Origin of the sequence: Streptomyces niphimycinicus (assembly GCF_018883605.1) — a bacterium.
Classification (GTDB): domain Bacteria; phylum Actinomycetota; class Actinomycetes; order Streptomycetales; family Streptomycetaceae; genus Streptomyces; species Streptomyces niphimycinicus.
Map to the genome: position 1 here is coordinate 1 of NZ_JAHLEM010000676.1, position 6,906 is coordinate 6,906.

At 71.6% G+C, this 6,906-nt stretch carries 6 protein-coding genes and 1 pseudogene; 2 read left to right on the forward strand and 5 right to left on the reverse strand.

The window, feature by feature from the left end; all coding sequences use genetic code 11:
* The 4 genes from KN815_RS39855 to KN815_RS39870 form a co-directional block, all read right to left on the reverse strand.
* A partial coding sequence (locus tag KN815_RS39855; protein WP_216346684.1) for a dihydroxyacetone kinase family protein occupies nt 1-1,077 on the reverse strand: 1,077 nt, incomplete at its 3' end.
* Entirely contained in the window at nt 1,074-2,534 is a 1,461-nt protein-coding gene (locus KN815_RS39860; protein ID WP_216346685.1) for an FGGY-family carbohydrate kinase, read from the reverse strand. The genes KN815_RS39860 and KN815_RS39855, both read right to left, overlap by 4 nt.
* Nucleotides 2,531-3,601, reverse strand: coding sequence for a 2-hydroxyacid dehydrogenase (locus KN815_RS39865; protein ID WP_216346686.1), 1,071 nt, complete (start codon nt 3,599-3,601; stop codon nt 2,531-2,533). Before KN815_RS39865 ends, KN815_RS39860 begins: the two co-directional genes overlap by 4 nt.
* Nucleotides 3,602-3,606: 5 nt before the next feature.
* Nucleotides 3,607-4,275 (reverse strand): HAD family hydrolase, encoded by a 669-nt coding sequence (locus KN815_RS39870; protein ID WP_216346687.1) that lies wholly within the window; start codon nt 4,273-4,275, stop codon nt 3,607-3,609.
* A 232-nt stretch (nt 4,276-4,507) separates the two neighbouring features.
* Between KN815_RS39870 and KN815_RS39875 the strand changes: the two genes are divergently transcribed.
* Together KN815_RS39875 and KN815_RS39880 are read left to right on the forward strand one after the other, a co-directional pair.
* Nucleotides 4,508-5,296 (forward strand): DeoR/GlpR family DNA-binding transcription regulator, encoded by a 789-nt coding sequence (locus KN815_RS39875; protein WP_216346688.1) that lies wholly within the window; start codon nt 4,508-4,510, stop codon nt 5,294-5,296.
* A 107-nt stretch (nt 5,297-5,403) separates the two neighbouring features.
* Nucleotides 5,404-6,687, forward strand: a complete 1,284-nt coding sequence (locus tag KN815_RS39880) for an MFS transporter (RefSeq protein ID WP_216346689.1) — start codon at nt 5,404-5,406, stop codon at nt 6,685-6,687.
* Nucleotides 6,688-6,694: 7 nt separating this feature from the next.
* Here the strand turns inward: KN815_RS39880 and KN815_RS51075 are convergent.
* Nucleotides 6,695-6,906, reverse strand: a pseudogene (locus tag KN815_RS51075) (hypothetical protein); the annotation flags it as partial.

Sequence of the window (6,906 nt, forward strand, 5' to 3'; positions counted from 1 at the left end):
CGTGGCGGCGGACCGCTCCGGGCGGCGCGGGGCGGCGGCCGGCCGTACGGCGGCGTCGTCCACCGGGGATTCCCGCGGTGTCCCCCGGCGGAAGGCCGGGGTGTCGGCGGGTGCGAGCCACAGGCGTTCCAGCTCGTCGTCCAGCCAGCTCAGGGTGAGGGAGCAACCGGCCATGTCGAGGCTGGTGACGAGTTCGCCGACCTCGGGGCGTACGGGTGTGAGCCCCGCCTCGTCCAGCAGCCGGGCCACGGCGCCCCACAGCACGTACAGCTCCTCGTACTTGGTGGCGCCGAGGCCGTTGAGGACGACCGCGACCCGCCCTTCGCCGTCCGTGTCCGCGGGCCGGTCCGCCAGCAGCCCCGCCACCAGGACGCGGGCCAGGTCCTCGGCGCTGCCCAGGGTGTCCTCGCTGACCCCTGGTTCGCCGTGGATGCCGAGCCCGAGGCCCAGGCGGCCCTCGGGAACGGTGAACAGGGGCGCGTCGGAGCCCGGCAGGGTGCAGCCGTCGAAGGCCACTCCGAGTGTGCGGGTACGGGCGTTGGTGTGCTCGGCCACGCGCACGACCTCGTCCAGACCGGCGCCTTCCTCGGCCGCCGCCGACGCGGTCTTGAAGACGACGAGGCCGCCCGCGATGCCCCGCCGCCGCGCCGTCTGGTCGGCGGGGGCCGAGGCGATGTCATCGGTGACGGCGAAGCAGCGGGCGGGAATGCCGTCGTCCATCAACTGCCGTGCCGCGAGGCCGAAGTTCATCACGTCCCCGGCGTAGTTGCCGAAGAGGAAGAGGATGCCTCCGCCCGCCTCCGCGGCCTCGGCGACCGAGCGGGCGCGGGCGGCCGACGGGGAGGTGAACACATCGCCGATGACCGAACCGTCGGCGAATCCGGGGCCGACCACACCGCAGAAGGCGGGGTAGTGGCCGGAGCCGCCACCGGTGAGTACGGCCACTTTTCCCGTACGGGTGGGGCGGGCGCGCACCACACCGCCGGGCACGGCCCGTACGTGTTCCTGGTGGGCGGCGGCGAACCCGGTGATCATGTCGTCGGTGAACCGGGCGGGGTCGTTGAAGAGCCTGGTCATCGGGTGCTCCAGCCTTCGCGTGCGATGTCGAGGGCGTGGCGGTAGGCGGCGTAGCCCTCGGCGTAGTGGTCGATCAGCTCGCGCTCGGCGGTCACGGTGCGCAGACGGGCGCGCCAGGCACCGGGGTCGACCGGTGTGCCCAGGGAGCGCCAGGCGACATGGGCCGCACCACGGATGCCCACGGCGTCGTCGCAGACCTCCAGGTCGCCCCCGAGGACACCGGCGAAGATGCGTGCCCACTCCCCGGAGCGCGCGCCGCCGCCGCAGGCGGTGACGGTGCGGGTGACGCCGAGGGTTTCCATGCAGTGCCGGGCCGAGTAGGCGACGGCCTCGCACAGCGCCCGTACCAGGTCGGCGCGGCCGGCCAGCGGGGACAGGCCGTCCAGGCGGCCACGGGCCCGCGGGTCGACGAAGGGTGCGCGCTCGCCGCTGGCGGACAGGAACGGCAGTGCGGTGACGCCCGCGGCGCCGGGCGGGGACTGGACGAGCAGCGCGTCCAGCGCCTCGATCTTGACGTCGAGCAGTTTCAGCAGCCAGTCCAGGCCCGCGGTGCCGATCATGGCGGGCATGACCCGCAGATACCGGTTCTCGTACGGGGTCGCCAGCAGCATCCCGGCCGGGTCCTCGGCCATGGCCGGGCGCGGCTCGGTGTCGAGGACCTGGGCGGCGAGGGTGGTGCCGATGATGAGGTTGCCCTCGCCCGGTTCGGCCACGCCCGAGCCGAAGGCGCAGGCCGGGATGTCGAACGGACCGGCGGAGACCGGCAGCCCGGCGGGCAGGCCCAGCCGCCGGGCGGCGTCGGGCAGCAGCCGGTGCAGGGTGCCGGGCGGCGCCGGATCCGGCAGCAGCCGGCGGTGTGCGGACAGTCCGCACAGCTCGAGCGCGGTCTCGTCGTACGTACGGGTGGCGACGTCGAGGAACGGCTGCGAGGCGTCGGAGACATCGACGGTCACGGCGCCGGTCAGCCGCTGTACGACGGCGTCCACGCAGTATCCGGCGACGTGGGCCGCCGCCAGCCGCTCCGGCTCGTGCTCGGCCAGATGCGCCAGCAGGGGTGCCGCGGAGCCGGGGAAGAGGCCGACGCCGGTGCGCTGGTGCAGGGCGTGCAGGGTGCCGTCGGCGGTCCACCGGTCGAGCCGGTCCGCGGCCCGGCCGTCCATCCAGGACAGCGCGCGGCCGACGGGGGCGCCCGTGGCGTCGCGCAGCCACAGGCCGTCGCCCTGCCCGGTGAGGGCCAGGGCCTCGGCCGGTTCGTCGCCCAGTTGCGCGGCGTCGGCGAGTGCCGCCCGTACGACGGTCTCCACGGTGCCCACGACGTCGTCCAGGTCCTGCTCGACGCGGTGTCCTGGCAGCGTGTAGACGGTGCTGCGGGCCTCGTGGGCGGGGGTGGTCCGGCCGTCGCGGGCGATGAGCTGGGCCTTGGTGACCGAGGTGCCGATGTCGACTCCGACGATCATGGCCGGCCCCCGGTCAGCACCTCCGGGTTGGCCACGTGTCGCAGCGGTTCGCCGCGCAGGAAGCGGGCGGCCTCGGCGGCGGTGATCAGGGCGGCCCGGTCGGCGGTCTGCCGGGTGGCGCCGGCCAGATGTGGCGTGGTGATGACACGGGGGGCCTTGTGCAGCGGCCAGTCGGCCGGGGGCGGCTCGATGTCGTAGACGTCCAGGGCGAGCGCGCCGAGCCGGCCGGACTCCAGCAGGCCGGGCAGCGGGGCGTAGTCGAGCAGCTCGCCGCGGGCCGAGTTGACGAGGATGGCGCCCTCGGGCAGGAGCGCGAGGTTGCCGGCGTTCAGCAGATGCCGGGTCTCGGGGGTGACCCGGGCGTGCAGGCTCACCACGGAGCTGCGCCGCAGCAGGTCGTCCAGGGTGGTGAGCTCGACACCGTCGGCCCGCGCCCGGGCCGGATCCGTGTACGGATCGGCGACCAGGACGTGTGCGCCGAAGGCGCGCAGCACCCGGGCCACGATGGAGCCGATGGCTCCGTACCCGATGAGGCCGGTGGTGGCGCCGTCGAGTTCCAGCCCCGCGTTCTCGTAGGCGTAGTAGTCACCGCGCCAGGTGCCCTCCTTGAGGGCCGCGTCGGCGAAGGTGAGGTGGCGCATGGCGGCGAGGATCAGGCCGATGGTGAATTCGGCGGCAGCGGCGGCGTTGCGGCCCGGTGTGAAGGTGACGGGTATCCCGGCGGCGGTGGCGGCGGCCAGGTCCACGTTGACCGGGCCGCCACGGGCCACGCCGATGAACTTCAGATGGGGCGACTCGCGGATGACACGGGAGGTGAACGGAGCCATCTGGGTCAGGGCGACACTCGCGTCGCCGAGCGCCTCGAGCACCTGCTCCTCGGTGCCGCTGGCCTCCTTCACACCCCCGTTCCCCTGCCCGTCGGCGCCCACCGGGCCGAAGGGTTCGTTCGGCCAGCGGGTGCGCAGGGTGCGGAAGCTCAGCCCGGCGGAGGGCAGGCTCTCGCTCAGAGCGGCGGCGAAGAGTTCGGGGGCGATGAAGTCGTCGCCGGATGCCAGGACCGCGGTCATGTCGGTCACTCCCCTCGGGTGTCGAGCCTGCTGAGCAGGAAGTCACGTACGGCATGGTGGTCCGCAGAACGGTAGGCGGCGGCCGCCAGGGCGTCGTCGGCGGGTGGGTACTGCGGATTGGGGATGGCCACGACGATCATCCCGGCGGCCGCGGCGGCGCGCAGTCCGTTGCTGGAGTCCTCCACCGCCAGACAGCGCTCCGGGGCCACGCCGAGGGTGCGCGCGGCGGCCAGATAGACGTCCGGGCTCGGCTTGCCGCGCTCCACCTCGGCGCTGGAGACGGTCGCCTTGAAGTGGTGGTCGACACCGTGGTGGACGAGGACGGCGTCGATGACCCGGCGCGGCGCGGAGGAGGCGAGCGCGATGGGTGCGAGCTCGGCGGTGGCGGTGATCATCTCCCGCGCTCCGGGCAGCAGGCCGATGCGGCCGTCTGCCAGCGCCTGGACCATGCCGTCGACCACGACCTCCTCGGTGCTCGCCGGGGGGTCACCCGCCCCGCAGAACCGGGTGAGGTAGGCGGCCCACTCGGGGGCGCTCATCCCCTGGACGTCGCGCGTCTGATCCGGGCCCCAGGTGCGGCCGCGTGCGGCGGCGTATCCGGCCCACAGCTCTTCCCACAGATGCTCGCTCTCCACCAGTACGCCGTCCATGTCGAAGACCACTGCGTCGGCCATGCGTACCCCTGATCTCCTGGCTGATGATCTCTGGCTGTGCCGGAACACCGGGCGGTGCCCGTCACGACGGACAGTGCCCGTCGCACTGGGCGGTGCCCGTCACACTGGGCGGTGCCCGTCGCACCGGGGCGCTGTCCGTAGCCCCCGGTGGTGTCCGGCACAGCGAAATTAACATTGGCGGCGTGAGTTGTCACTGGTTCAATGTGAGAAACGAACACGGCAGGATGGGGGCATGACTACTCCCCCGTCGTCGCGCGGTGCGCGGCAGCAGCGGCACCAAGTGATCGTCGACCACGTTCTGGCCCGGGGGGACGCCACCGTCGCCGAACTGGTCGAGCTGACCGGCGTCAGCCTGATGACGGTCCACCGGGACATCGCCGAACTGGCGGACCGCGGCATCCTGCGCAAGTACCACGGCGGCGTCTCCGCACAGCCCTCGATGGTCTTCGAGTCCAGCTCGGACTTCCGGCTGCACGCACACGCCGACGAGAAGCGGGCACTGGCCCGCGCGGCCCTGCCGTTCGTGGCCCCGGGGATGTCGGTGATGCTGGACGACTCGACCTCGGCGCTGGCCCTGGCGCGGCTGTTGCCCGAGGTGGGGCCGCTGACCGTGGTGACCAACTACCGCCTGATCACCGAGGAGCTGAGGGGCGCCGAGGGCATCCGGCTGATCTGTGTGGGCGGCGAGTACTCGCGCACCCATGACTCATGGATCGGCCTGCCGGCGATGGACATGATCGGCGGCATCTCCGTCGATCTGAGCGTGCTCTCCACCTCCGCGATGACCGCGGGCATGACGTTCCACCAGGAGCAGGAGATCGTCAGCATCAAGCGGGCGACCCGGCAGGCGGGCGCGACGAGCCTGCTGCTCATGGACCACAGCAAGGTGGGCCGCCGGGCGCTGCACCAGTTGGAGGGCGTGGACTCCTTCGACCACGTTCTGCTGACCGGCCCGGTGGACGGGGAGCTGGTGCGGGAGATGCGCGAGCTGACGGATGTGCGGGTCATCGAGACGGAGTAGTTACCACTCGATCCCGTTATCTTTACCAAGACCCTTGATATTTCTCTCGGCGCGCTTGAGTATCTGCGGTCGTACTCCTTACATCACCGCAGAGTGGAGGTCGAGCGATGCCGAAACCCTTGATCCTGGGCTATCTGGGCGTACTCCTGTTCATGATCGGCGATGGTGTCGAAGCCGGGTTCATCGCCCCGTACATGGCCGACCACGGCGCGTCGACGGATGTACGCGCCGGGTACGTCATCACCGTGTACGGCATCGCCGTCATGCTGGCATCGTGGTTCTCCGGTGCGCTCTGCCAGGTGTGGGGGCCACGCCGGGTGATGTGGACGGGCCTGGCGATCTGGGCCGTCTTCGACGCCGCGTACCTGCTCTTCGCGCTGGGCACCGAGAACTACCCGCTGATGTTGCTCTTCTACGGCATCCGGGGCTTCGGCTACCCGCTCTTCGCGTTCGGTTTCCTCGTATGGATCACCAACACGGCGCCGAAGGCCCGGCTGGGCACCGCGGTGGGCTGGTTCTACTTCGCCTTCACCGGCGGCCTGCCCACCCTCGGCTCGCTGTGGTCGAGCCTGACGATCCCCTCGTTCGGCCGCCTGGGCACGCTGTGGTCGGCGCTCGCCCTGATCCTCCTCGGCGGCGCCATCGCCCTGGTCGGCGCCCGCAGGAGGCCCGGCGGCGACCGGATGGCACCGCCGGAGGTCACCACCGGCCAGAGCCTGCTCAACTCCGTCTCCATCATCTGGACCCATCCGCGCGTACTGGTGGGCTGCCTGGTCCGGGTCATCAACACGGCCCCGGAGTTCGGCATGCTGGTGTACCTGCCGCGGATCTTCTCCGACGACGTCGGCTTCGGCGAGGACAAGTGGCTCCAGTTGCTGGCGATCATCTACGGCACCAACATCTTCTTCAACCTCATCTTCGGCGTCCTCTCCGACCGCATCGGCTGGCGCACCACCATCGCGGGCTTCGGCGCGCTGGGCTGCGCGATCAGCGTCACGACGCTGTACTTCGTACCGACGTGGCTCGGCGCGGACTACTACTGGGTCGCGGTGCTCGCGGGCATGTTCTACGGCGCCACCCTCGCCGGATTCGTCCCCATCTCGGCGCTCATCCCGTCGATGGCCCCGGAGAACAAGGGCGGTTCGATGGCCCTGCTCAACCTGGGCGCGGGCGGCGCGGCCTTCGTCGGCCCGGCGATCGCCAGCCTCTTCTTCCCCCTCTTCGGCGCCGGCGGAGTCACCCTGATCTTCCTCGCCCTCTACCTGGTCGCCTTCGTGCTGACACTCCTGCTGAAGCTCCCCGAGGAGCAGGGTGACAAGCCCCAGGCCCCGGACACGACGACCGGTCAGCAGCCCCGCACCGACACGGCCTCGACCACCACATCCGCCTGAACCGTTTCTAAAGACTGAGCGGGAGTGAGTCCTGGTGCCAGGACTGGTGCTCAGCCGTGTGCCCCGAACGGTTGTGGGCACTCCCCCAGCTACCGCTGGGAGGTACCCCCTGGTCTCCCGCTTTCGCTCCGCGTCCGGCGCCGACGGATCGTGTCCGTGGTCCGGGAATGCGGGGGCGGGTTTCCTCACGCCCCGGGATGCCCGATGCGGCCTGGACGC